Here is a 22885-nt window from a genome sequence, read left to right as displayed (position 1 = left end):
GTCATGATCCAGATCAGAAAGGACGGAACGGATGGAGCGGATTAAGTCTAACGAACGGGTACTGATCAACATCGGCCAGCACTGGTATTACACGACCGCCAGTCGCCTGTCGCAGGTTATTCATGACACGATTAAAGCGGCGCTGGGTCCTGATCAGCATGAATTGTTATTCGTCTATTCGTTTACCACCAACAGCCGGTACAGCCTGATTACTGACGGCAAACGGCTTTGGCACTTGAGAATTAGCGATCATCGCCAGGCCGGTTACCAAGGTTTCAACTTTGATCTGCGAAATATTGCTAACTTCGGCGGACTCCGTGACATGATTCGAGACTGCCTGGCCAGCCCTAACAATACACTGCGAGTGGGTGGCCTTGCCTACATGCTTTTGCTTGTCAAGCATGCCGAGGTGATGGAAGACGAGCAGCACAACGTTCAAATAGCGGTTGACGACCAAATCATTACCTTGTCGCTGAAGCGTCTGTCTATGCTGCTGGATCAGTTAAACCAACTTAAACTGATAACGACGGAAGAAACGGGGGCCGCTGCTGTCACTGCGCTAGGTGAGGGCGTGATAAAACGGCTGACGACGCCAGAAATTTTGCAACTGTGGCACGGCGACGGGGTGCTTGACTTTTCAGTCCGAACTATCCTGGAAGTGTTTGCAACCGATTTGCCAAAAGAAGAAAAACTCAATATGATCAGTCCTTACAACACAGTGGTTGCGGTGGGTCTAAAAGGCAAACCGCACCGTTTTAGTATTCCGGGGCGGCTTAGAGGTGAATTGAAAGTCGGGCAAATCATCGCTGTAAGGGCCTCGTATCGGCAGCGCGCGCTTGCCTGTATCAAGGAATTAACGACTGTCCCAAAAGAAGAACAGTTAGCCGTTCATATGGGGTGGGTCAGTAAGCATCCACCCACGGAAGAAGAGATCGCTGCGTATCTGGCGGAGAAGGCGGGTCAAGTAGAGATCTCCGATTAAAGGAGTACAGCCATGAAAAAAGAGCCTATCAAATCATCGGTTCTAGTTTATCCAACCATTTTCACCGAATTTAATGATGAAGACGGCCATTACTTTACAGTCACCAGTCCAAATATTAAAGGAATGGTGACTGAAGGAACGACGCGTGAAGAAGCGGCCACAGAGGCTGTGAACGCCATCGCAACCATGCTGGATGGTGAACCTTATCCACCAGTTCAGGATCCGTCGAATTGGTCGTTGGCAGCTAATCAGAGCATTGTGTACATCACGGTCGATATGGCGCAACTGAAACAGTTTTAAACCACACTACCAGTATCTTCATGAATGCATATTGCCAGTATGGTATAATTCGAGAGCGACGAGCGAAAAGTTGAACCGCTTCAACCATCGCTTCGGAAATGTCATATGCAGCCGGCACCAACCACGTCACTGATCGCCGCTGCATTTTCAATGAAAATTTCAAGGCGCAGGTATAACGAACCTGAGCCTATCGAACGAGGAGAATATCATCCAGATGAAAGATGCACCCAGTTTTACCCCCATTCTGCTTGGCAGTGATATGAACGTGTACGGGATGGCGCGTTCGTTCCACGAGATGATCGGCGGCGCAATTGATGTTTATGCCCGTGAGCAGCTTGCGCCGACGCGTTTTTCGCGTATCGTGAATGTCCATCTAATTAAGCAGTTTGATTCCGACCCCACGTTCATCGAAAAAATGCGTGAAATCGCCCACTTGCATGCGGCTTCGGCAGGTCGACTACTCTTGATTGCGTGCGGCGATACATATGCGCAACTGGTATCCAAACATAAAGACGAATTGAGTCAATGGTTCATCTGCCCTTATGTTGACTATGATTTGCTGAAGCGTCTGAATAGCAAGGAAAGCTTCTATCAGGTTTGCGAGGAATATCATCTGCCATATCCGGCGACCAAAATTGTCACCAAGTCGATGTACGAAAGCAACGCCACCATCACCGCACCGTTTGAATTTCCGGTGGCGCTTAAACCGACTGATTCGGTGGAGTGGTTGAACATCCATTTTGAAGGACGTAAGAAGGCGTTCACGATCCACTCACAGGTTGAGCTGACCAACACGATTGCCAAAATTTACGACAATGGCTACACGTCGGATCTGATCTTGCAGGATTTTGTTCCCGGCGATGATAGCAACATGCGTACCATGAACTGTTATGTGGATCAATATCATCACGTTAAAATGATGTGTTTGGGCCACCCGCTGCTGGAAGATCCGACGCCGGCTTCAATCGGTAATTATGTCGCCATTATGCCGGCATTTGATCAGAAGCTATACGATCAGATCAAGGATTTCCTGGAAGCCATCAAGTTTACGGGTTTTGCCAACTTTGATATGAAATATGATCACCGCGACAACACCTTTAAGTTGTTTGAAATCAACATCCGCCAGGGACGCAGCAGTTTCTTTGTCACGTTAAATGGCTACAATCTTGCCAGCTGGCCGGTTCGTGATTATATCGTCGGCGATCTCAAGGATGCTCCAACAGTTTTCGGTAATGCTGACCGCAGCAAATACAAGCTATGGATGGGCGTGCCGGAGCGGGTCTTCAAGCAATATTCCGCCGATAATGAAGCCAAGCGGGAAGCATTGCAGCTTATCAAAGAAAAGCGTTACGGGACGACGGTCTTTTACAAGCCGGATATGACCTTCAAGCGTTGGATATTGCTTAAGTACATGTTTCACAATTATGTCGGCCGGTTTAAGCAGTATTTTTCGGAAAACAAAGGTAATGTGTGATAGAATAGTTTTGTTAGGGATACCTAAACTTGCAAGGGGGCATTTCTGTTGGTTACTGAAAATGATTTAACGATTGAATCCGTGCATTATAATCGACTGCTACTGGCGGTCGATGATGATGACGACGACTCCTCGCGCAAGGCATTGAACTACGCCTGCACGGTCGCCAAGATTTACGATATTCCGCTGGGGATTGTTTCGGTTCTGGAAACCGGCGATTTGAATATTTTCCAGTCATTGACACCTGACGATGTTGATGCAGCACGGGAAAAGATGGCCAAGAATCTGAATACTTATGTTGAAAAGGCCCGCGACTTCGGCGTTCAAAAAGCGCAGCCAATTGTGGCAGAAGGTCGTCCAGCTGCTGCTATCCTTGATGAAGTGATTCCTGCTTTCAAGCCGGACCTGGTTATTATGGGTTCGCACGTGCGCCGTGGTCGGTTACGTCTCGGACACGTGGCAAGTGAAGTGGCACGTGATGCGTCGGTATCTGTCATTATCGTTCGCTAATATTGTAAAAGCATCACAACAAGCAGCCGTCGCGACTCCAAAAAAGAGTTCGGGGCTGCTTTTTGAGCGCAGACTGGCGACGGATAGCAAGCAAACAGTCCAGCGTACGCTCGACGCAATTGCTGGAAGACCACCCCTTAACTAACAGAAACGAGGCATCCCATGCATTATCAAAACGTCAGCGTCGGCAAACTTATTCGCCGCGTTAGCCGTTTCACGGTCGAAGTTGCATTAGACGGCGTGACGACGCCAGTTCACATGAACAATACCGGCCGCAATAAGGAAATTCTGATTCCGGGCTCGCTTGCCAGTGTCCGCCATGTGGCCAATCCTAACCGCAAAACGCACTACGATCTTTTAGCCGTGCAGCGGCAAAATCGCTGGATCAATATTGACAGTCTGGCACCGAACCATGTGGCCAAGGAATGCTTGGAAACAGGAACCTTGATACTGCCGGGGTTGACGTTGCCGTATACGGTTCATCCGGAGACGACTTGGCGGGATTCCCGACTGGATTTTGCCGGCACAGCTGCAGATGGGCAGCCATGGTTTGTCGAAACCAAAGGCGTGACATTAGCCAGTGGTTCGTTGGCGGCATTTCCCGATGCCCCGACGACTCGCGCATTGAAGCATGTCCATACCTTGATGATGGCGCAGGCAGAAGGCTACCAGGCGTTTTTGGTGTTCATCGTACAGTTGCCAGATATTCAGGAGATGACCATTTATCGGGATCGTTTTCCCGAGCTGGTCACCGCGATCACCAACGCTAAGCAAGCCGGCGTTCGGGTGTTGGCATATGATACGGTAACCGGTCCCGATGCCATTACGTTAGGACGCAAAATTGCCTTTGATGAACAGCTTCCGTTTACAGAAATCGACTTGGCGAGTTTGTGAAAAATGAAAACCCGTTCATAAAAATTTCATTTTGACTTGACAATTTTATTTAAGCATTGCTACCGGGTCGTTAATCGTCCCTAGCCCTCAATCCTATGCAGATGAGGGCTTTTTGGATGGCGGGAAAATCATGGGCTCGGAAACGTCAGGATCATGGCGAAAAATGAAAATGAGATTCCGTGATTTGAATCACACACAAATGATCTTTACAATGGTTAGCATTGTTTCAATTCGATGACAACTGTTTTTTAAATAAGACGCCAAGTAACACAATGCATAGCAAATAGCTTTAAGCAAACAGTACTGGGTGCACGCTTGTCAAAAAGCGGTGACCCCGAGAGGAGAAGTGAACGGATGCAACACAAAATTGAAAGTGATGCAGAAACCAAAATCGAAGTCCGCGGGTTGACCAAGATTTTTGGTAAACGAATTAACCGCGCTAAGGAAATGTTGAAAAAAGGTAAAACCAAGCCGGAGATTTTAAAAGCAACCGGTGCAACGGTCGGCGTTGATCGGGCGGACTTTTCGATCAAGACCGGCGAAATCTTCGTGATTATGGGGCTTTCCGGATCCGGCAAATCAACGACCTTGCGGATGCTGAATCGGTTGATTGAACCGACTGCCGGCCAGGTGCTGATTGACGGTGACGATATTTCCAAAATGGACAAACAAGGCATTCGCGAAATTCGGCGCAAGAAACTCAGCATGGTGTTTCAAGGGTTTGCGCTCTTGCCGAATCGAACCGTGTTGCAAAATGCCGCCTTTGGTTTGGAAATTCAGGGTATGGATAAAGATGAACGCGAAACCAAGGCCAATAAAGCGCTCGACTTGGTTGGCCTAAACGGTTTTGCCGATCAATATCCGGACCAACTATCGGGCGGGATGCAGCAACGGGTTGGCTTGGCGCGTGCCTTGGCCAGTGATGCCGAGATCTTGCTGATGGACGAAGCCTTTTCCGCGCTTGATCCGTTGAATCGGCGGGATATGCAAGATGAACTGCTGGATTTGCAGGAAGACATGCATAAGACGATTGTGTTTATTTCGCACGACCTGAACGAGGCGTTGCGGATTGGCGATCACATTATGATCATGAAGGACGGCGAAATCGTCCAGATCGGTACCCCTGAAGAAATCCTGAGTCAGCCAGCTGACGATTACGTTGAGAAATTTATCGAAGGCGTGGACCGCAGTCAGGTTTACACGGCGGCTAATGTCATGATTCGGGCCAATACGGTCAACATTGACAAGGATGGTCCGCGGTTGGCGGCACGGCGCATGCGGGATAACGAGATTTCCAGTTTGTATGTGGTGAATACGCAACGGAAACTGGTCGGCATTCTGGATGCGGATGACGTGCGGGCAGCCATTGATGCCGGCAAGAAGGATCTGAAGGACATTGTTAAAACCGATGTGCCGACAACCAAAATGGATACGCCACTGGCTGATCTGCTTGACGCCGTTTCCACGACTTCGGTTCCGTATGCCGTTATCGACGATCGTGACCGATTACGCGGCATTATCATTCGCGGTGCCGTGTTAGGGGCACTGGCAGGACAGGAGGTCAATGTCAATGTTTAATCTTTTCATGAATATTCCGACTTTACCGTTGGCCCACTGGATCGATTCGTTTGTGGCCTGGTTGACCCAGTTTTCCGGGTTCTTCGGGGTGCTGACGAACTTCATCGGCAGCATTGTGAACGCTTTTCAGGCCGTGTTTGATTTAATTCCGATTTGGCTGTTCATCGTGCTGATTATGGCACTGACATGGTATCTGAAACGGGATCAGAAGTATCGGAGTCTGTTGATTTTTGAACTGCTGGGCTTACTGCTGATCTGGAATCTCGGTTTCTGGCGCGACATGACCCAAACTTTAACTCTAGTGTTAACGGCTAGTCTGTTAGCCATCGTGATCGGCATTCCGCTGGGTATCTGGGCCGCAGAAAGTAAAACCGTGTCCGCCATCGTTAAACCGCTGATGGACTTCATGCAGACCATGCCAGCCTTTGTTTATTTGATTCCAGCGGTTGCGTTTTTCGGCATCGGGATGGTGCCTGGGGTGGTTGCCTCGGTGATCTTTGCCATGCCGCCAACCGTTCGGATGACCCAGCTTGGCATCGATCAGGTACCGGCTGATTTGAACGAAGCAGCCGTTGCTTTTGGTGCGACCAGTTGGCAGCAGCTTATCAAGGTGCAGCTGCCGTTTGCCCGTGGGACGATTATGGCCGGCATCAACCAAAGCATGATGCTGGCGCTGTCGATGGTGGTCATTGCGTCCATGATCGGGGCAATGGGCCTGGGAACCAAAGTCTATTTTGCCGTTGGACGTAACGATGCTGGCGGTGGCTTTGTTGCCGGCTTGGCGATTGTCATTTTGGCGATCATTTTGGACCGGATCACCCAAAGCCTCAACCGCACGCGCTAGGAGGTGACTGTTTGACTTTTTATAAAAAGATCATCGCAACCGTGGCGATGATAGCAAGTGTCTTGCTGCTGGCCGCATGCAGTAGCACCCAACCGAAATACGATGCCAACAAGCCACTAGGGCCGCAGATCAATTACACGATTACGGGGATCGATGCCGGTGCCGGGATTATGACCAGCACGGATAAGGCGCTGAAAGCATACGGACTGGCGGATAAAAATTGGCAACTGCAGCCGAGTTCAACCGCGGCCATGACCAGCACGCTGAAAAAAGCGATTGCCGATAAACGGCCGATTGTGGTCACCGGCTGGACGCCACACTGGATGTTCACGAAGTTTCCGTTGAAGTTTCTGAAGGATCCTAAAAATGTTTATGGTAAAACCGAACAGATCCATACGATTGTGCGGAAGGGGCTCAAGCAGGATGATCCGCAAGCCTATCGGGTGTTGGATCAGTTTCACTGGACGCCAAAAGAAATTTCCAGCGTGATGCTCGCCGTCAACAATGGCCAGGATCCGGCTGATGCTGCCAAAGACTTCGTTAAGAAACACCCTAAGCAAGTTGCCGAATGGACGAAAGGTGCGAGCCATGTCAGCGGGCATCCTAAGTTGACGTTAACGTACATTGCCTGGGATTCGGAAATTGCCTCCACCAATGTCGTAGCAACGGTCTTGCGCCAAGTCGGCTACAAGGTCACGATTCGGGCGATGGAGCCACAGCCGGTCTGGGCATCGGTTGCCACCAAGGCCGCAGATGCGCAGGTCTCCGCATGGTTGCCGAACACGGCGGCTAAGTTATACGCCGATTACAAGAACCAAGTCGTTGATCTTGGCGTCAACATGGACGGTGCCCGCGTTGGGTTGGCTGTGCCTAAGTATATGAAGAACATTAACAGTATTGAAGATTTGAAGAAATAGAAGATCATTAACGCCAAGGAAGTCGTTCGCAAGATTGCGGATGGCCTCCTTTTTTTGTTGGGTGAGTTAATGAGCAGATGGCTTGCCTTCTAGGCGTTTAATGACTACGATAACCGCGAAGAAGAATCTAATGCTATGAAAAGTTAACTTGTTTGTAACGGTTTTTCATGAAGTGTTCACCATAACGCGTTCACCGGCGCAGGCTCCTAAGCGCGCCGGTTCACGCTCACCTAAAGGAGGAGAGTTTTAATGGCTGAGACGATTAAAGCCGGAATTGCTGCCTTGCGGACTTTGGAAAGTTGGGGCGTGACCCATCTTTACGGCATTCCCGGTGGTACGTTTAATAACATGATGTATGCGCTGGATGAAGAGCAGGCGCGGATCAAATATATTCATGTCCGGCATGAAGAGGTCGGGGCGCTGGCAGCCGTTGCCGATGGTAAGCTCACCGGTCATATTGGCGTGGCATTTGGATCAGCCGGTCCCGGAGCAACCCACCTTTTCCAGGGAATCTATGATGCCAAAATGGATAAAGTGCCAACGCTATTCTTGGTGGGGCAGGTCGAACAGCGGTTTATGAATGCCGATTTCTTCCAGGAATTGGACGAGGATCCAATGTTTCAAGACGGCGCCGTTTATGCCCGCACGGTGACCACCGCGCGCAGTCTGCCCCATGTGATCGATGAAGCCATTCGCCGTGCTTATGCCGCTCGTGGTGCTGCCGTGGTGATCATCCCCAACGACTTACCGGCAGAACCGATCCCGGCTGACGGGTATTACAGTGCGGCTGAAACGCATGCAACGCCGGTTTTGGCGGCTGGCAGCGATGAGCAGGTCGATGCAGCTTTGCGGCTGATCGGTGCGGCCTCCCGACCAGTGTTGTATGTCGGCCAAGGGGTCCGTGGTGCGGCCGATACCGTTATGACACTAGCCAAAAAGTTACAGATGCCGGTCATTACCACCGCGCTTGGTAAACCGATCATTCCGTACGAGTTCGAAGCATTACTGGGTTCGGCTGCCCGGGTTGCCTCGAAACCGGCCAATGAAGCGTTACGGGTCGCGGATCTCATTATGTTCGTCGGGTCAAATTACCCATTTGCCGAAGTCATGTTCTCGCCTAAAGCAAAGTTCATTCAGATCGAATCGGATCCGAAAACCCTTGGCAAGCGTCATCACACCGATGTGGCCATTTTGGCAGATGCGCCGGCAACGCTGGAGAAAATGATTGCTCGCAGCGATGATGCACCAAGCAGCGACTGGTATCAGGCAAATGTCGACAACGTGAAAAACTGGCATCAATACAACGATGACATGATGCAGCGGACCACTGGTGATATGCGGTTTGAGCCAGTCTTCGGTCAAATTAACCGGTTAGCGACGGACGATGCGATTTTTGCCATTGATGTCGGCGATGTAACGCAAAATGCCGTGCGGCTGTTGAAAGTCACCGGCCGCCAAGCATGGACCACCAGTGGCCTGTTTGCCACCATGGGCGCTGGTTTGCGGGCAGCTTTGGCTGGACAGTTGAGTCTCCCTAAACGACAGGTCTTCAATCTGACTGGTGACGGCGCGGCCGCGATGGTCATGCAGGATCTTGATACCGAAGTGCGGTACCATTTGCCGATTATTAACGTTGTGTTTTCCAATAATGCGTTAGGTTATATCGAAGATGAGCAGGAAGATGACGGTCATGAGTGGTTCGGTATCGACATGCCGCCGATCGATTTTGCAACGGTTGCGAAAGGCATGGGGATGACAGGCATCACGGTGACGCAGGTATCGGAACTTGCTGACGCGTTTGATGAAGCCGAGGCTAATCGCATTGCCGGCAAACCGACGCTGATTGATGCCAAAATTACCAACGAACGGCCAATTCCGGTCGAGCACCTGCAACTGGATCCTGATCGCTTCGATGCGCCGACCATTGCAGCATTCAAGAAACGTTACTATGCGGATAAGCTGGTGCCGTTCAGTGAGTTCCTGCAGGCGCATCACGTTCCGATTGGATAATTGTGTGAGTAGGAGAAAAACTCAGGCAATGAGTTCCAAGCCGTGCCAAACTACGCAATCTCCGGCCAGAGGGGGCTGGAACGGGGTGGGCACGACTGAGCCCCCTCTGGCCTACGATTGCTCCGCTTTGGCACTAGTGATTGAGCGGTCTGCCAAATTATCTGTACGGAAATTGCAAATGAACGTGCGCCGCAATGGTTGTGCGTTCATTTTTATTTCCCGACTACTGTTGACGTGTTCAATTTTACAGGTCACGGCGAACGCAAAGCACAATCAATGGTTGCGCAGCCCGAAAATGGTATCATGTGACTTAACCGGGCAATTCGTCTATGGCATGAATTGTCTCGTGACTTAAATGACAGGATGGCCTAACAGGATGTTTGCTGCTGAAATTATTATGAATCCAAGTGCGGGTAATGCACGCTGGAAGAAGGAGTTGCCGGCGTTGTTGGCGCTGCTTAAGTTGCACTTTGCGCCGTTGCGGGTGAACCGAACCCAACAGCCGGGTGATGCGCAGATTGTTACCGAGAAATTGCTTAAAGCCTATCATGATCACCTTGACGAACTGCAACTGATTGTTATCGGTGGCGATGGCACGTTGCATGATGTTGTGAATGGGTTACAACGCCGCGGTCATCCCGAAGTGGCTATTGGCTATGTTCCGACCGGCACAGGCGATGATTTTGCACGGGCTCAGCAGATACCCTTGGATCCGAAAAAGGCCGCAGCGGCATTGGTAACCGCCATGCCGCGACCGGTGCGGATCGGGGTTGCGACTTCCGCCAAATACGGGACCCAGTACTTCATCAATAATTTTGGGATTGGCATGGATGCCCAGATTGTTTACCAAACCAATCATTCGCTGCATAAGGGGACGCTAAATGCCCTCAAGTTGGGCCAATTTGCGTACGGCGCCAGCATTTTGAAGGCGCTGCGGGTGCAAAAAGGCTTCGCAGCAACATGGCAAGCCGCTGGACATCCTGAAGCGCATGCCGCTAACGCCTATCTAAATGTTTTTACCAACCACCCGTTTCTCGGCGGCGGTATTCGCCTTTTTCCGGACGCGATGGATCAGCGGGAACGGTTATCACTGGTTCAGGTGCATCGCGAAAAGCTTGGCACCTTGCTTCAAGTCGCGGTTGCCATTTTAAGCGGCCGATCGGTTCATCGTGCCATCCACCATTTCGAGGCCGATCAATTTGATTTTGTCACGAAGGCCACAGTGCCGATTCAAATGGATGGTGAAGAGTATACGACGCCAATCGCGGTTACTTTGCGGCAGACGACGCAAATGTTTCTATTGCCAACGAATAAGTAAAAAAAGTCCCCATCGACAGACTATGTTTCAGACTGTTGATAGGGACTTGTGATTTTGTTAAAGCGCTGGTGGTGTTGGCTTGCCAGCCGGTTAACGCTTGCGCACGAAAATTAATTTTGAGAACAGATAATTGGCCACCACGATGATGACCTGATCGAGAATTTTGACCAGAATCTCATTGCCATGCAGCCAGTCAACGCCGACAATCATGATAAAGTTGTCCAGCAGCAGCGACACGCCGCGAAGAATCAGAAAGCTAGTCAGTTCGAACCAAAATTTTTTCTTGCTAGAATAATCGCTGTGGAAGACGACACTTTTATTGGCAAAAAACGCAAAGATAACACTCACGATATTCGCGGTGGTATTGGTTAACACCAAGCCGATGCCAAAATAGCGCATCACGAAAAAAGTGACAAAGTTGATGAGGGTTGTGAGGCCGCCAATGAACAGGTAGTTAATGATCATTTCGTAGCGGCGGTAAAGTTGAATCAGGGTTTTCAAGGGAATGTGCTCCTCTAGCATTAAGTTTGGCACGCGTGCCGGCCCGAATAATGGCAACTCGTCACAGTATACCATGCAACGCAGTGGGGCGTCAGCCGGCGAATGATCAAGTGACTTGCACTTTTGCACGCCTTTGTCTTACAATTAGTAAGCAGATTCGAGCGTTATTTTTGTACTATAGGCGCGCTTGAATCTCAGCAAATTTCAGGGTATCCTTTTCCCAAGGAGGGTGACGATGACAAAATCTAGTAAGCAACAACCGCCGCGCAAGCATCGCTGGCTTTGGCGGACGATTTTCACGCTCGGTATCCTTCTTGGCTTAGCGTTGGTCTTCAATGAACCGATTAAGTTATTTGTGGTCGATCATTTAAGTCAGACAACGATGGCGCACATTGATCGGGACACGGTTGACAAAAACGAAAAGAAACACGCAACGTTTGATTTTAAAGGCGTCAAAGCGCTGGACATCAATACGGTCGGTAATGCGGCGATCACGCGTAATCTGCATCCCATCGGCAAAATTGCCATTAGCAGCGTCAACTTAAAGTTACCGATTCTCAAAGGTCTTTCCAATGATAACCTGAGTGCCGGGGCTGGGACGATGAAGGCCGATCAAAAGATGGGCGAAGGAAATTACGCGTTGGCTGGCCATTATATGACCAATCAAGGTATCCTCTTTTCGCCATTAAAGAACGTTAAAAAAGGCGATACGGTTGTTATCACGAATATGAAGCACATCTACACGTATAAGGTGACGACTAAACAGATTGTTAATGAGACCCAAGTCCAATGGATCGATGATGTGGCGGGCAAGAAACTGATCACGTTGGTCACATGTGCGTCACCGACTGAAGGCGAAGTGGATCGAATCATTGTTCAAGGCGAGTTGCAATCGGTTAAAGACGCCAACAGTCAGAATTTGAAAATTTTCTTATAATTTAAGCAAGTGTGAGCGAATGCTTGCACTTTTTTTCTTTTTGCGGCAGGCTAAAGTTTAATGAGTAAAGAATGTTAAATGGGGGAGACTATGTCAGCTTACGAAAAATTTATCAACAACGTGCCGGTTCGGCGTACCGTTGTTTTATTCTCGGTATTTATAGTTTTATGGTTCGCACGCAGTATTATGAGCGATATTTTGCTGACATTTATTTTTGCCTTTTTGGTCAGCCGCTTGGTTCACGCGGTGCAACGGCATGTCCATATTCGCCCGTTTATCATTGTGGTGCCGGTTTACATATTGGTTCTTTTGGGGCTGGTTTATGCGGCTGTGCATTATGTACCGGCGATTGTCCGCCAGACCATCACGCTGTTCAACTCGGTGCAGGACTTTTATAACAGCGATGCGTTTGCGAATAATCAGGTCATGCAATGGATACTGTCAAGCACCAAGAGTCTGAATCTGACCGAGCAGCTTAAAACCGGGCTGTCGACGGTTCTCGAATATGCTGGCAATATTGGTGCCATGGGGTTGACGCTGGTTCTGTCATTTATTTTAAGCTTCTTCTTTACGATCGAACTGGACAGCCTGCCTGAGTTCGGTCAGCTATTCCTGGATTCGCCCTTTGGCTGGTATTTCAAAGACTTGCGCTATTTTGCCATGAAGTTCATCAATACCTTTGGCGTGGTGATGGAAGCCCAGATTTTTATTGCGGTGGTCAACACGGTCATTACGACGATTACCTTGTTATTCCTGAAAATGCCGAACATTCCTAGTCTGGCAATTATGGTCTTTCTGTTGTCACTGATTCCGGTGGCCGGGGCGATCATATCGTTGATTCCGCTGACCATTATCGGCTATACTGTCGGCGGCTGGCAGGATGTGATTACCATTTTGATCATGATTGCCGTGATCCATGTACTGGAAGCATACGTGTTGAATCCGAAGTTTATGAGCAGTCGGACGCAGCTGCCGGTATTTTTCACCTTTGTGGTCTTGCTGGTTGCGGAACGCCTTTTTGGTACCTGGGGCTTAATCGTCGGGATTCCGATCTTTACGTTCTTCCTTGATGTGCTCGGAGTCAAAAAGATTGCCGGAACGAAGGCCAATCATTCAACGTATGCCAGCATCCCGCAGCCAAAGGAGCATGATGGGGATGGCGCATAAAAAACGTTGGTTGATCGTGATCGGGGTGCTCGTGGCGGTAGTGGCAGCAGGTGGCTTGACGATGGCGTGGGTACAACATCAACGCGATGCCACTAAGATTACGGCGCATCCGGTTCCCCAGGCACAGTTAGGCAAAAGTGCCCGTAAGTTAATTCGCGAGACTGATTTCAGAGGTAGTGTCGCATTAATCAAGCAAGGGCGGGTTGTCTATGCCGGTGGTGTTGGCGAAGCGAATCACGATCGCAAGTTGGCCAATACCGGCGACACCATGTTTCCGTTGGCATCGGTCGAAAAGTACCTGACCGCTTTGGTGATCGGCCGGTTAGTGGCCAATCACCAGTTGAAGCTAACGACGAAGCTGGCGAAGTTTTATCCCGAGATTGCCCATAGTAAAGACATCACGATTCGCCAACTGCTTGATCACCGTTCCGGGATTCAGATGGACGAGTTAACGCCGGACAATGTTTTGACATCGGAATCGAAGTCGTTGGACTGGAATCTGAAGCAACTAGGGTCGACCGGTCAGCATGACTTTTTCTATACAAATGCGAACTATGCGCTGTTGGCCGGAATCATTCGCAAGGTGACTGGCAAAAGCTTCGAGACGACACTGCGAGAAACGATCCTGACGCCGTTAAATCTTCAACATACCCGCAATTTTGATGAACTAACTGCAAAAATGCCCGTAGCGCAAGGCTATCTCACCGAAGATGATGACCACTACCAGCCAGATGATCTTAGCCCGGCACTCTTGTCGAGCCTACTTGGCAGCGGTAGCGAGTACATGAGTGTGACCGACTTGGCGAAAGTCATCATTGCTGCAGAAACCGGAAAAATTATTCCGCCGAAAGTTTATCGTGAGCTGATCACCGCTAACTATGCTGATGGTAATCGTTATGCCAGCGGGGTGGCCTGGCTAGATGATCAGCGGTTACTGCAAGGCATGTACAACGACAATCCGGAAAGTTTCAGTACGTTAGCTTATTTCCGCGCTAATGCCGCAAGTGGCGTTGTGCTGTTTGGCAATCACACCATGACTACGGACACCGTGACCTTAGCCCAAAATCTGGAAGCGTTGGTTCGATAGCGCAAGAAAAAAGACGACACTAGAGGAAAAAATCCAGTGTCGTCTTTTTTGCAACGTTAAATAAAACTGTTAGTAGTTGAATGAGCGGCCAATATCGTTGATGCCTTGGTAAAGGCTACTAATGATACTTGAGAGTCCAAGCATGCCAACCACCATGAAGACCAGGAAGAGTAATGCGCTGGCAATTAAGTATGCATAGATTTTATCGAACTGATTTGTTGGTTGCGCGGTGAATAGCATGTAAGGTCCGGCCAAGAGGAAGAGCCCGAGACTTAACGCGACGAGGAAGGTGAGCAGCATCGCCGATCCGACGTTGATAAGGCCCACGATCTGCATCAGCAGCGTGAAAAGTGAGAAGAACACCATCCAGTTAGCGTGGAAGGCATAGGCGGTAGTGAACTCAAGAAAATTGCGGCGCCGATCGCCCAGAATGCCGCGAATCGCCAGATAATAAATCGCAATAATGGCAACTGCAAGAATGGCGACCATGACAAACAGTTTGATGAAGGTGCTCAAAACGATATTGGCAACGCCACCCGGAAGTGACGATAGCGTACTGCTAACCCGCAACGCGATCGTCAAGGCCAGACTGATAATGGTAATGGCCAAACTGGTGAAGCCAAAATAAGGGTGATAAGACTGATCAATCTGTGCCGGATGCTTGATGCTGTCAACTAGATAACGCCAGTAACTGCCAGCGTACTGTTTGCCTGCTTCAACCGTTGGATTCGGCTGTTTGGGTGCTGCTGGTGTCTGTGCGACCGTTTGACTGTTCTCGGCACCAGAATTCGTATTTGTATTGGTTGATGCAGTTGCCGTTGAAGTTGCCGGCTTGTGCGGTGTCTGAGAAGGATCGGCAGCAGCGCTTTGTGTTGTTGAGGTTGAATTAGCCGTTTCATCCTTCACTGCTTCTTTTGCAGCAGAAATTGGTGCGGCAGACTGACTGGCTGAACTTGTGGCCGGCTTTTCAGCAGGTGCAGTATGAGATGCTGTATCAGCTTGTTCTTGCGTTACCGCAACGTCAGCTAAATTAGTACCACATTTGACACAGAAGTTGGCGGTTACCAGGTTATGGGCACCGCAATTAGGACATATTTTGAACATACAATTACCTCCAAAGTAAAAGTGAGCGTGAACCAGCCCGGTTAGAAACCGGAGTGTACGTGGCCTTGGCCTTGGGCGTGATGGCCCGGTCCAGTTCACGAATTGAGCCGAATCCCCAGTTATGAAAACACCCGTCACCTAATCATACCAAATGAATCGGTGAATGCCTTAAGCTACCCCCCAAAAAAAATCACCTGCGATGGAAGAGCCGATAAAGACCACCGGCAACCAAAGCAAAGGTGGTACCGAGTAAAATCAAATCCATGACCCCGTGTACCAAGGACAAGAAGCCGTTTTCATTCACGGCCGCTTGAAAGGTAGCGATGCTTACATAGACCAAAAAATAAATCACACTGATCAGCCAGAAGCCGCCGATCGTTAACCAGATTTTTTTCAAGATAACCTCCAAGTAGTGGGTTATTGTCGCGGTGTGGTGGACGCACTGGATAATGGTCATCACTACCGGAGCGCGACCCAATTTTATATGCCGTTCAGGTAACCTCAATCATTTACTTTTTGCTTATGTTTCCAATATACCAGAGAAAGCGGGTGCGAACTTACTGAAAATGGTGTAACATGAGATTCTGTAAACAGACAGAAGACTGTCAAATCATAAAAGCGAGGTATTCTCTGATATGGCGAAATTAGTATTGATCCGTCACGGGCAAAGTGAATGGAACCTGTCCAACCAATTCACCGGCTGGGTGGATGTTGATCTGAGTGAAAAAGGTGTCGAAGAAGCAAAGCATGCTGGGCAATTGGTCAAGCAAGCCGGCCTTGAATTCGATCAGGCTTACACCTCAGTCTTAACCCGTGCGATCAAGACCCTGCACTACGTCTTGGAGGAATCCGGCCAATTGTGGATTCCGGAAATGAAGACTTGGCGTCTGAACGAACGTCACTATGGCGCATTACAAGGCTTGAACAAGAAGGAAACGGCTGATAAATATGGTGCCGACCAAGTTCACATCTGGCGCCGTTCGTATGACGTTTTGCCACCATTGTTGAAAGCAACTGACGAAGGCTCTGCTGCTAAGGATCGTCGTTATGCTAACCTTGATCCGCGGATCATTCCTGGCGGCGAAAACCTGAAAGTTACGCTGGAACGGGTTATCCCATTCTGGGAAGACCATATCGCACCGGATCTGTTGGATGGCAAGAACGTTGTCATTGCGGCACATGGTAACTCACTGCGCGCTTTGACCAAGTACATCGAAAACATTTCCGACGCTGACATCATGAACTTGGAAATGGCAACTGGCGAACCGGTTGTTTATGACTTTGATGAAAAGTTGAACGTTAACAGCAAGACCAAGTTGGATTAATTCTGGCTTGATTGGCTAAAGAACTCGTATAAGACAGGCATTGTTCGCGCAGATTTTAAATTTGCGCGAGGATGCCTGTCTTTTTTGTCGTTTAATATTTAGCGAACCGAGTTTAAAGCTGATTAAGTTTGTAGTTTGGCAAAGGTGGGTTATAATAGTTGTATGATTATTGAACTAAGTAGCGCGCAAGTTGATGAAATTCAGGTTAAGGTTTTTAAAGCATTGGCTGATCCAGTTAGACTGGCCATTATTCGCTATTTAAAAAAGGTGAACAAGGAGGTCACCTGTGGCGAAGTCGGTGAGGCAATTAAAATGAGCAAGTCGGCGGGATCCTATCATTTTCGCTTGTTACGTGAAGCCGGATTGACGAAGACGCGAAAATCTTCGCGCGAGAAGTACGTTTCGCTTAATGCTGAAAATTTTGATCTCTATGTAACAAATTTTTATAAAAATTTGTAGATGGCCGGTAGATGTCTATCGGCTATTTTTATACAAAATAGTTCAAAAAAATTTGAACTTTGCATTGCAATTTCGGAAAGCAAGCTTTAAGGTTTAATAGTTGAACGATCGTTTAACTATTAAATATTTAGGAGCGTGCTCGTATGTTAAATGCTGAAAAGGCAAAACCAAAGACAGGTTGGATCTTATTTTTGACATCGCTTGGCTTTTTTATGTCAATGATGGATTCAATGATTGTGACGACTGCTTCAACGGCTATTAGAAGTGACTTTTCCATTTCTGTTGATCAGTTGCAGTGGGCTTTAAATGCCTATAATATTGCGATTGCTGCCGTATTACTGGTCGGTGTGGCGCTAGGCGATCGGCTCGGACATCGCAAAGTTTATGAACTGGGGCTACTCATCTTTGTTATTGGATCGATTCTCTGCGCCTTGTCCGGGAATATTATGTCGTTGATTGTTGCCCGGGTTGTTGAAGGTGTTGGCGCATCGGTTATCACGCCGATGTCAATGGCCATCTTAACAGCAAACGTACCAGTGGAAAGCCGCGGCAAGGCGTTAGGTATTTGGAGCGGCATTGGCGGACTGGCGCTTATTGTCGGACCGGCATTAGGTGGGATTATCGTCGCCAAGATTGCGTGGCAGTGGATCTTCTGGATTAATGTGCCAATTGGCTTAATTTGCATCTTATTATCACAACAGAAGCTTCCTGAAACCAAAGCCGGATCCCAAAAGATCAATGTCCTTGACTCACTTTTAGTGGTTTTAACTTCAGCAGGTCTGATTTGGGCGCTTTCGGCAAGTAAATCAGTCAAAATCCCTACAGCAGCTATCATTGTGGCAGTTTTGAGTGTTTTATTTGCGTTGTTACTCGTATGGCGACAAAAACGCGAAGACTTTCCCTTGATTCCTTTAAGTTTTTTCCAGCGGTGGCAATTTACCGGTGCTAATCTTGCAACGGCGCTTCTATATGCCGCAATGTATGGGGTCGTGTTCTTCCTTCCTCAATTTTTCCAGGTAGTTGGACATGTCAATGCGATGATTGCCGGAATGGAAATGCTGCCATGGACGGGCATGCTGGTTCTTGTTGCCCCGTTTGCGGGTCGCGCCGTGGATCGCTTTGGAGAACAGCTCATTGCGATCTTTGGGCTATTTCTGCAAGGGCTTGGTTATTTGCTTATTGGATTAATCGTTCACGATGGTTATACATATAGTCTAACGATCGTGCCGCTTGGTCTGGCAGGTATTGGTCTTTCAATGGCAGGGCCAGCATTGCAAAAAGCAGTCTTGGGTGCTGTCAGCCCAAAGAATCTGGGAAAAGCTTCAGGTTTGTACAATATGTTTCGACTGTTTGGCGGTGCCATTGGGGTCACCATTTCAGTTTTGATTTTCTATGCAATTGGCAGTGCAGACACATCGCTCGAATTTTCCAGAGGGTTTCAAGCGGCTATGATCGGCGCGGGCGGACTTTCGTTAATCGGTATTTTGTCCGCATTAAGATGGCGTCAGAATGCTTAAGCGTCAGTGAAGGTATGTAGCGTGATCTTGCACCTGAAGCTCAACTGTCTGATAATCAGTTTAAATGGTTCATGAAAAGAGGCAGTTAAGTGGCAAACTATATTAAAGAAATTCGCAGCAAGGTCGGGCATATGCCCATTTTTCTCAATGCAGTGGCTGGTGCGGTTGTTAACGATCAGGGCCAGTTATTGTTGCAGCAGCGGACCGATGCCGGTAATTGGAGCGTCCCCGGCGGCATGATGGAATATGGCGAGTCGTTTCTTGAGACGCTGAAACGCGAGATGAAGGAAGATTCCGGTCTGCTGGTTGAGCCGATCAAGGTCCTGCATACCTTCGATCGCGGGTTTACGACTTACCCGAATGGCGATCAGGCGCAGATTGTCTGTCGGTTTTATCTGGTCAATCCGATTGGCGGAAGCTTGGAGGATGCCGACCCTAAGGAAACCTTGGATTTACGATATTTTGACTTTGACGATTTACCGCCGTTGTTTAGTCAGCAAACGCGCGACATGATCGATTGCGTCCGGGAATACTTGAAAACACAAGCTGAATCATAATTGGGTCTTGATTGACACGCTGTTATAGAGAAAGCGAGCTGAGGATGGTGTCTCAGCTCTTTTTTTATGGGCGGTAAATCATTCGTTAGGCTTTATTGACACGAACTAACAAATGGGTTATTATCTACTCAGTTAGTTTTATATTTTAAAAACTAACTATGAAAATTCCAACCATCAAAGGAGCCGAGTAACATGACACAAACATCAGAAGCATTATTAAAAGTATTCGGCCAACTAATCCAAAAACGGCCGTTCATGGGTGCCGTTGCCAGCAGCTTACGGTTTGGCGATCGTCAGCGGCAACCGAACCAGCTGCGATTGTTGCGCTTACTGGATCAAAAAGGTGAGATGACTAACTCGGACTTGGTAGAGGCTTTGGATATTCGTCCTAGCTCGGTTTCTGCGTTAGTGCAGAAGTTAGAGGAACTTGGTCTGATCAGTCGCCACGAGTCGGAAACTGACAAGCGGGTGCAACTGATCGGGCTCACAGATGACGGTCGCAAGTTTATTGAAACTACCGGTAAGCTTCGAACCGATTTGCCCGATCAAATCTTCAGCGGCTTGTCTGAAGAAGAACAGTCTGAATTATTGAAGCTAATCAACAAACTATCGGAAGATCTCGCCAACCGCGATGATTTGAGCTGGCCAGAAGGTAAACAGTTCGACGATATGCGGATTTGGGCAGAACGGTTCCATCACGGTCATCATGGTCCTCGCCGTGGTTATCCGGGCAGTTTTGGCGCTGGCGGTCCGCGGGGTTTTGATCGGCGGTTTTAAAAATCAAATTTTGCAAATGGTAATATCACTGGTTTAAGAAGGATTCCGCTGTTGTATTTTGCTAAGCGTACTGTGCTTGATATTGTATTTCGTTAATTGTGCTGAAGAATCGACTTTAAGGGCGAGTTTTGTCACTAAAGCCGATTTTTTTGTATGCGCATCTACCAATCTTAGCGGACACTACACCTACAAATACTTTAACTGCTTATCAGTGTAAATGTAGAAGCTAAAAGCATCACTTGAAATAATTAGTGTTTTCAATGAGCGAAGTTGTTGTAAGATTGTCTTGCCAAACTTTTTAGGCCGATACATTAAGCTGTAGATATTTACGAAGTCTTCTGGAAGAACGCCAGAAAAGTATTAGCTAAAATAACGGAGGGGTTATTTGAAAATGAAATACTGTCCAAATTGTGGGGTACGAGTTGATTCTGAAGAACTTTTTTGTCATAATTGTGGTTTTAATTTGGCTCAGTTTCGAGCTAGAAGAACTTCGACATCAGTTAATCAACAAAAGCAGCGGCAATCACAGCTGAAGACACGAACTCATCAACAAACAAGCGAGGATTCAGCAAGTCAAATGCTTCCACCACAGCGGTCTAATCGGCCGAACAAGAATCGTCCATGGGTGATGGGTGCTATCGTGATTGGTATTTTTATTTTGCTCTTATTAGGTGTGTTTTATTCGCAAAAACGCCTTGATCGTGTAAGCAACGCAATTGATTCATCTAAAAGCGGCGAGTATTTTGACGTGTCTTCATTCATGAAAGAGGCTAGCAAGGATTCTGCCCAATCACGCTCTGCTGAAAAAGCTTCCACAATGGCGGAGAATTCTCGAAATTCAGAAGTAGAGGCTAATGAATCTGCCATAGATGCTAGTGAATCTGGAAATGCAAATCTAACAGATCACGATCTTGACAACGACCAGATAGCACAAACTATAGCAGAGTATGGCGGCTTCGACTTGCAAGATTACCGGGTTAAATTCAGTGTGCCAGCCAGCAGTATGACAGAAGTTGATGTTTACGATAAAACCAATGGCAGCCTCTATGGCAAATACCGTTATGATGAAATTCATGGTCAGATAAGCCAGTATCGTGATGAAACTGGCAAGTGGGTGTTGATCAAGGACAGTGATGACTGATACTATTCGTTGCGATATCAGGCAACTGTAAGTCACCGGAAACGATAGTTACTTAAGGTAAACATACACTGCCATCAATCTCTCTAATGAAGGACAACCTAATTTTGAGAATGATAAAACTCTGAATCATTCGCGAACGAGGCTCTTATACTTGAACTTTTAATAAACCTTTTGCGGGAACTTTACTATTTCACCCCAAGCAGGCAATATGGAATTAAACATATCAGAATGGAGGTCACCGATTTGGCTGAAAAAATGCGGTACTGTCCAAATTGCGGCTTTAGGATACCGGCAGGGGTGAAGTTTTGCCCGAATTGCGGCATGGACTTGGTGCAATTTGATGCGCGCCTGGCCGCTCAATCGGCAACGCAGCAAACGCAAAGCCGTCCGACAATGCAGCAGACGGCAAGCGATACGACGCGTGCAGCGCAGCGAGAACCGGCAGGCCGATCGCGGCGGCAGCAGGAGAAAACGGCGAATGTTAAGAAAAGTCTTGTGTTGACAGACGATAGCTTCCAGCATTTTCTCGACTGGCTGGCAACGCATATCGTTTATACCTTAATCGGGGCGCTGGTCCTTTTTTGTGTCTTCAGTTTTTCCGTTTGGATTGGTTGGCTGTTGGCGGTCATTAGCACGGTCGCAGTTTATGTCGTAGCCAATCGTCGTGTGGTGGCACCTTATCAAAGTAAATTCAGCAGTGAGTCGCCAGATGATGATGACATTTGGACGATGCCTCAATCTGCTGCGACGGGGCAAGGTGCAAATTATACTGCGTCAGTGGGTGGTCAATCGACATCGTCACCGTGGCCACAGGGGATGACGACGAACGGGCCGCAACACTGGTGGACGCGGCTTGCCGGAAAACCGCGACGAAGCGGTGGCGTGATTTGGATTGCTTATTTACTGGCTGCTTTTGTAGCCTTGATTGCTGCCTATGTGTGGCCATTTGGTGCCAGCGGCGTGGGAACCACTGCAGTTGGCGGGAGTCTGTATGATTTGGTGCGCAGTGCGAATACATTAGCAGAAACCGCCGCAGCTGCCGGTACCGTCAGTTCGGCGAAGGCTAATTTGCCTTATCTGGCCTTGGTGTTAGCAGGCTTGGGTCCGGCATTGGGCTTGTTGTTTGGTTTCTTCCGGTCACGCGGCATGATGCGATTCGGTGGCATGTTGGGCTTGCTTGGCTATGCATCGCTTTACTTTGCGTACGCGCCGTTGATGAGTAGCGGCAGTAATCAAATCCAAGGATTATTGAGTCCAGGTATCGGTTATTCGATTGGGATCGGGGCGGCTTTGATCATGTTTGTGACAGCGCGTCTGCTGCCACGAGACTGACATCCAGAGTTGAAGAGTCCGGGTAGATCAACCAGGCGATTGATCGGTCACCATAACGCGTTCACTGGCACAGAAATCTGCGTGTAAGGAACTTGGTCGCAATGGCCTAAGCCCGGGCCATCACGCCCAAGGCCGCTTACACTCCGATTTCTAA

At 48.5% G+C, this 22885-nt stretch carries 23 protein-coding genes; 20 read left to right on the top strand and 3 right to left on the bottom strand.

Annotation, left to right across the window (positions count from 1 at the left end; translation table 11 throughout):
• Positions 1-31 precede the first annotated feature (31 nt).
• The 10 genes from LACZS1_RS10060 (at position 32) to LACZS1_RS10015 (ending at position 10827) form a co-directional block, all read left to right on the top strand.
• A complete protein-coding gene (locus tag LACZS1_RS10060) occupies positions 32-982 on the top strand; it encodes a hypothetical protein (RefSeq protein ID WP_070652243.1) in 951 nt (316 codons plus the stop codon).
• A 12-nt stretch (positions 983-994) separates the two neighbouring features.
• Positions 995-1282, top strand: coding sequence for a type II toxin-antitoxin system HicB family antitoxin (locus LACZS1_RS10055; RefSeq protein WP_083311645.1), 288 nt, complete (start codon positions 995-997; stop codon positions 1280-1282).
• 214 nt (positions 1283-1496) lie between these two features.
• Complete coding sequence (locus LACZS1_RS10050) at positions 1497-2756, top strand: carboxylate--amine ligase (RefSeq protein WP_306402841.1); 1260 nt, start codon at positions 1497-1499, stop codon at positions 2754-2756.
• 48 nt (positions 2757-2804) lie between these two features.
• Positions 2805-3266 carry a universal stress protein gene (locus tag LACZS1_RS10045; protein ID WP_010491798.1) on the top strand — a complete coding sequence of 154 codons (462 nt, stop codon included), beginning with the start codon at positions 2805-2807 and terminating at the stop codon, positions 3264-3266.
• Between the two features lie 162 nt (positions 3267-3428).
• Positions 3429-4160, top strand: a complete 732-nt coding sequence (gene sfsA, locus LACZS1_RS10040) for a DNA/RNA nuclease SfsA (protein ID WP_070652241.1) — start codon at positions 3429-3431, stop codon at positions 4158-4160.
• Positions 4161-4514: 354 nt separating this feature from the next.
• Positions 4515-5738, top strand: coding sequence for a quaternary amine ABC transporter ATP-binding protein (locus tag LACZS1_RS10035; protein ID WP_070652240.1), 1224 nt, complete (start codon positions 4515-4517; stop codon positions 5736-5738).
• The gene (locus tag LACZS1_RS10030; RefSeq protein ID WP_010491791.1) at positions 5731-6582 is read left to right on the top strand and encodes an ABC transporter permease; all 852 of its coding nucleotides are present in this window, start codon (positions 5731-5733) and stop codon (positions 6580-6582) included. The genes LACZS1_RS10035 and LACZS1_RS10030 overlap by 8 nt, the downstream gene beginning before the upstream one ends.
• An 11-nt stretch (positions 6583-6593) precedes the next feature.
• Positions 6594-7499, top strand: a complete 906-nt coding sequence (locus tag LACZS1_RS10025) for a glycine betaine ABC transporter substrate-binding protein (protein ID WP_070652239.1) — start codon at positions 6594-6596, stop codon at positions 7497-7499.
• 249 nt (positions 7500-7748) lie between these two features.
• Positions 7749-9509 (top strand): pyruvate oxidase, encoded by a 1761-nt coding sequence (spxB, locus tag LACZS1_RS10020; RefSeq protein WP_274804356.1) that lies wholly within the window; start codon positions 7749-7751, stop codon positions 9507-9509.
• A 376-nt stretch (positions 9510-9885) separates the two neighbouring features.
• On the top strand, positions 9886-10827 hold the full coding sequence (locus tag LACZS1_RS10015; protein WP_070652237.1) for a diacylglycerol/lipid kinase family protein: 942 nt from the start codon (positions 9886-9888) through the stop codon (positions 10825-10827).
• A 90-nt stretch (positions 10828-10917) separates the two neighbouring features.
• Here LACZS1_RS10015 and LACZS1_RS10010 read toward each other — a convergent pair whose 3' ends face one another.
• The gene (locus LACZS1_RS10010) at positions 10918-11328 is read right to left on the bottom strand and encodes a GtrA family protein (RefSeq protein ID WP_010491783.1); all 411 of its coding nucleotides are present in this window, start codon (positions 11326-11328) and stop codon (positions 10918-10920) included.
• Positions 11329-11563: 235 nt separating this feature from the next.
• On the opposite strand from LACZS1_RS10010, the gene LACZS1_RS10005 reads away from it, so the two are divergent.
• The 3 genes from LACZS1_RS10005 to LACZS1_RS09995 all read left to right on the top strand — a co-directional run bounded on the left by LACZS1_RS10005 (position 11564) and on the right by LACZS1_RS09995 (position 14519).
• Complete coding sequence (locus LACZS1_RS10005; protein ID WP_070652236.1) at positions 11564-12265, top strand: class A sortase; 702 nt, start codon at positions 11564-11566, stop codon at positions 12263-12265.
• Positions 12266-12355: 90 nt separating this feature from the next.
• Positions 12356-13432 (top strand): AI-2E family transporter, encoded by a 1077-nt coding sequence (locus LACZS1_RS10000; RefSeq protein WP_010491779.1) that lies wholly within the window; start codon positions 12356-12358, stop codon positions 13430-13432.
• The gene (locus LACZS1_RS09995; protein WP_070652235.1) at positions 13422-14519 is read left to right on the top strand and encodes a serine hydrolase domain-containing protein; all 1098 of its coding nucleotides are present in this window, start codon (positions 13422-13424) and stop codon (positions 14517-14519) included. Before LACZS1_RS10000 ends, LACZS1_RS09995 begins: the two co-directional genes overlap by 11 nt.
• Before the next feature lie 69 nt (positions 14520-14588).
• On the opposite strand, the gene LACZS1_RS09990 is transcribed toward LACZS1_RS09995, so the two are convergent.
• Positions 14589-15623, bottom strand: a complete 1035-nt coding sequence (locus LACZS1_RS09990; protein ID WP_070652234.1) for a zinc ribbon domain-containing protein — start codon at positions 15621-15623, stop codon at positions 14589-14591.
• A 190-nt stretch (positions 15624-15813) separates the two neighbouring features.
• Positions 15814-16020: a hypothetical protein gene (locus LACZS1_RS09985; RefSeq protein ID WP_274804354.1), complete on the bottom strand. Its 207-nt coding sequence runs from the start codon at positions 16018-16020 to the stop codon at positions 15814-15816.
• 238 nt (positions 16021-16258) lie between these two features.
• Between LACZS1_RS09985 and LACZS1_RS09980 the strand changes: the two genes are divergently transcribed.
• The 7 genes from LACZS1_RS09980 (at position 16259) to LACZS1_RS09950 (ending at position 22731) form a co-directional block, all read left to right on the top strand.
• Positions 16259-16948 (top strand): 2,3-diphosphoglycerate-dependent phosphoglycerate mutase, encoded by a 690-nt coding sequence (locus LACZS1_RS09980; RefSeq protein ID WP_047106419.1) that lies wholly within the window; start codon positions 16259-16261, stop codon positions 16946-16948.
• 162 nt (positions 16949-17110) lie between these two features.
• Positions 17111-17407 carry an ArsR/SmtB family transcription factor gene (locus LACZS1_RS09975; protein ID WP_010491770.1) on the top strand — a complete coding sequence of 99 codons (297 nt, stop codon included), beginning with the start codon at positions 17111-17113 and terminating at the stop codon, positions 17405-17407.
• A gap of 143 nt (positions 17408-17550) precedes the next feature.
• Positions 17551-18924, top strand: a complete 1374-nt coding sequence (locus LACZS1_RS09970; RefSeq protein WP_070652233.1) for an MFS transporter — start codon at positions 17551-17553, stop codon at positions 18922-18924.
• 89 nt (positions 18925-19013) lie between these two features.
• Positions 19014-19481, top strand: a complete 468-nt coding sequence (locus LACZS1_RS09965; RefSeq protein WP_070652232.1) for an NUDIX hydrolase — start codon at positions 19014-19016, stop codon at positions 19479-19481.
• Positions 19482-19673: 192 nt separating this feature from the next.
• Positions 19674-20258, top strand: a complete 585-nt coding sequence (locus LACZS1_RS09960) for a MarR family winged helix-turn-helix transcriptional regulator (protein ID WP_070652231.1) — start codon at positions 19674-19676, stop codon at positions 20256-20258.
• Positions 20259-20643: 385 nt separating this feature from the next.
• Positions 20644-21399, top strand: coding sequence for a zinc ribbon domain-containing protein (locus LACZS1_RS09955; RefSeq protein WP_141753089.1), 756 nt, complete (start codon positions 20644-20646; stop codon positions 21397-21399).
• Positions 21400-21627: 228 nt separating this feature from the next.
• Positions 21628-22731 carry a zinc ribbon domain-containing protein gene (locus LACZS1_RS09950; protein ID WP_414973792.1) on the top strand — a complete coding sequence of 368 codons (1104 nt, stop codon included), beginning with the start codon at positions 21628-21630 and terminating at the stop codon, positions 22729-22731.
• Positions 22732-22885 lie beyond the last annotated feature (154 nt).

Origin of the sequence: Lacticaseibacillus zeae subsp. silagei (assembly GCF_030770335.1) — a bacterium.
In the GTDB taxonomy this organism is placed as follows: Bacteria; Bacillota; Bacilli; order Lactobacillales; family Lactobacillaceae; genus Lacticaseibacillus; species Lacticaseibacillus zeae.
The sequence above is the reverse complement of the archived record's forward strand: the minus strand, read 5'-3'. Positions and strand labels throughout refer to the sequence as shown.

Bases quoted from the DNA above. Each gene is read 5' to 3' on its own strand.
- LACZS1_RS10005 (WP_070652236.1), top strand. From the start codon at position 11,564: ATGACAAAATCTAGTAAGCAACAACCGCCGCGCAAGCATCGCTGGCTT.
- LACZS1_RS09970 (WP_070652233.1), top strand. From the start codon at position 17,551: ATGTTAAATGCTGAAAAGGCAAAACCAAAGACAGGTTGGATCTTATTT.
- sfsA (WP_070652241.1), top strand. From the start codon at position 3,429: ATGCATTATCAAAACGTCAGCGTCGGCAAACTTATTCGCCGCGTTAGC.
- LACZS1_RS10060 (WP_070652243.1), top strand. From the start codon at position 32: ATGGAGCGGATTAAGTCTAACGAACGGGTACTGATCAACATCGGCCAG.
- LACZS1_RS09975 (WP_010491770.1), top strand. From the start codon at position 17,111: ATGATTATTGAACTAAGTAGCGCGCAAGTTGATGAAATTCAGGTTAAG.
- spxB (WP_274804356.1), top strand. From the start codon at position 7,749: ATGGCTGAGACGATTAAAGCCGGAATTGCTGCCTTGCGGACTTTGGAA.
- LACZS1_RS09950 (WP_414973792.1), top strand. From the start codon at position 21,628: ATGGAGGTCACCGATTTGGCTGAAAAAATGCGGTACTGTCCAAATTGC.
- LACZS1_RS10035 (WP_070652240.1), top strand. From the start codon at position 4,515: ATGCAACACAAAATTGAAAGTGATGCAGAAACCAAAATCGAAGTCCGC.
- LACZS1_RS10000 (WP_010491779.1), top strand. From the start codon at position 12,356: ATGTCAGCTTACGAAAAATTTATCAACAACGTGCCGGTTCGGCGTACC.
- LACZS1_RS09990 (WP_070652234.1), bottom strand. From the start codon at position 15,623: ATGTTCAAAATATGTCCTAATTGCGGTGCCCATAACCTGGTAACCGCC.
- LACZS1_RS10030 (WP_010491791.1), top strand. From the start codon at position 5,731: ATGTTTAATCTTTTCATGAATATTCCGACTTTACCGTTGGCCCACTGG.
- LACZS1_RS10050 (WP_306402841.1), top strand. From the start codon at position 1,497: ATGAAAGATGCACCCAGTTTTACCCCCATTCTGCTTGGCAGTGATATG.
- LACZS1_RS09980 (WP_047106419.1), top strand. From the start codon at position 16,259: ATGGCGAAATTAGTATTGATCCGTCACGGGCAAAGTGAATGGAACCTG.
- LACZS1_RS09960 (WP_070652231.1), top strand. From the start codon at position 19,674: ATGACACAAACATCAGAAGCATTATTAAAAGTATTCGGCCAACTAATC.
- LACZS1_RS10055 (WP_083311645.1), top strand. From the start codon at position 995: ATGAAAAAAGAGCCTATCAAATCATCGGTTCTAGTTTATCCAACCATT.
- LACZS1_RS10015 (WP_070652237.1), top strand. From the start codon at position 9,886: ATGTTTGCTGCTGAAATTATTATGAATCCAAGTGCGGGTAATGCACGC.
- LACZS1_RS09995 (WP_070652235.1), top strand. From the start codon at position 13,422: ATGGCGCATAAAAAACGTTGGTTGATCGTGATCGGGGTGCTCGTGGCG.